The organism is Pseudomonas sp. SIMBA_068, from assembly GCF_046534705.1.
Classification (GTDB): Bacteria; Pseudomonadota; Gammaproteobacteria; order Pseudomonadales; family Pseudomonadaceae; genus Aquipseudomonas; species Aquipseudomonas putida.
Genome location: NZ_JAWRYI010000987.1, coordinates 1 through 256, shown reverse-complemented (window position 1 = coordinate 256; position 256 = coordinate 1). Strand labels below are relative to the sequence as shown.

General features: G+C 66.0%; 1 protein-coding gene. It reads right to left on the bottom strand.

Annotation, left to right across the window (positions count from 1 at the left end):
* The coding region (locus SB756_RS32380; protein ID WP_410913544.1) for a DUF1631 family protein at window positions 1–256 on the bottom strand (256 nt) is incomplete at both ends.

The window sequence follows — 256 nt, the reverse complement described above, 5'->3', positions numbered from 1 at the left end:
GGCGTCTCGGGTGCGCTGCTCGAGCAGCTCGTTACGGCGGCGCTCGTCGTGGCTGAAGGCGAGGAATTCGTCGAGCAGTTCGGCGAACAGGCACGCGTCCTCGGTGTAATCGTTGAGCAGGCGCTGAATGATTCGCTCCACCCGCAGATGCAAACTGTCGCGCAGGCCCTCACCGCCTTGCTCCCAGCCGATCGCAGCAGCAGCGATCTCGTTGAGCAGGCGGCGGGCCGGGTGGCTGGCACGGCTGAACAATCCC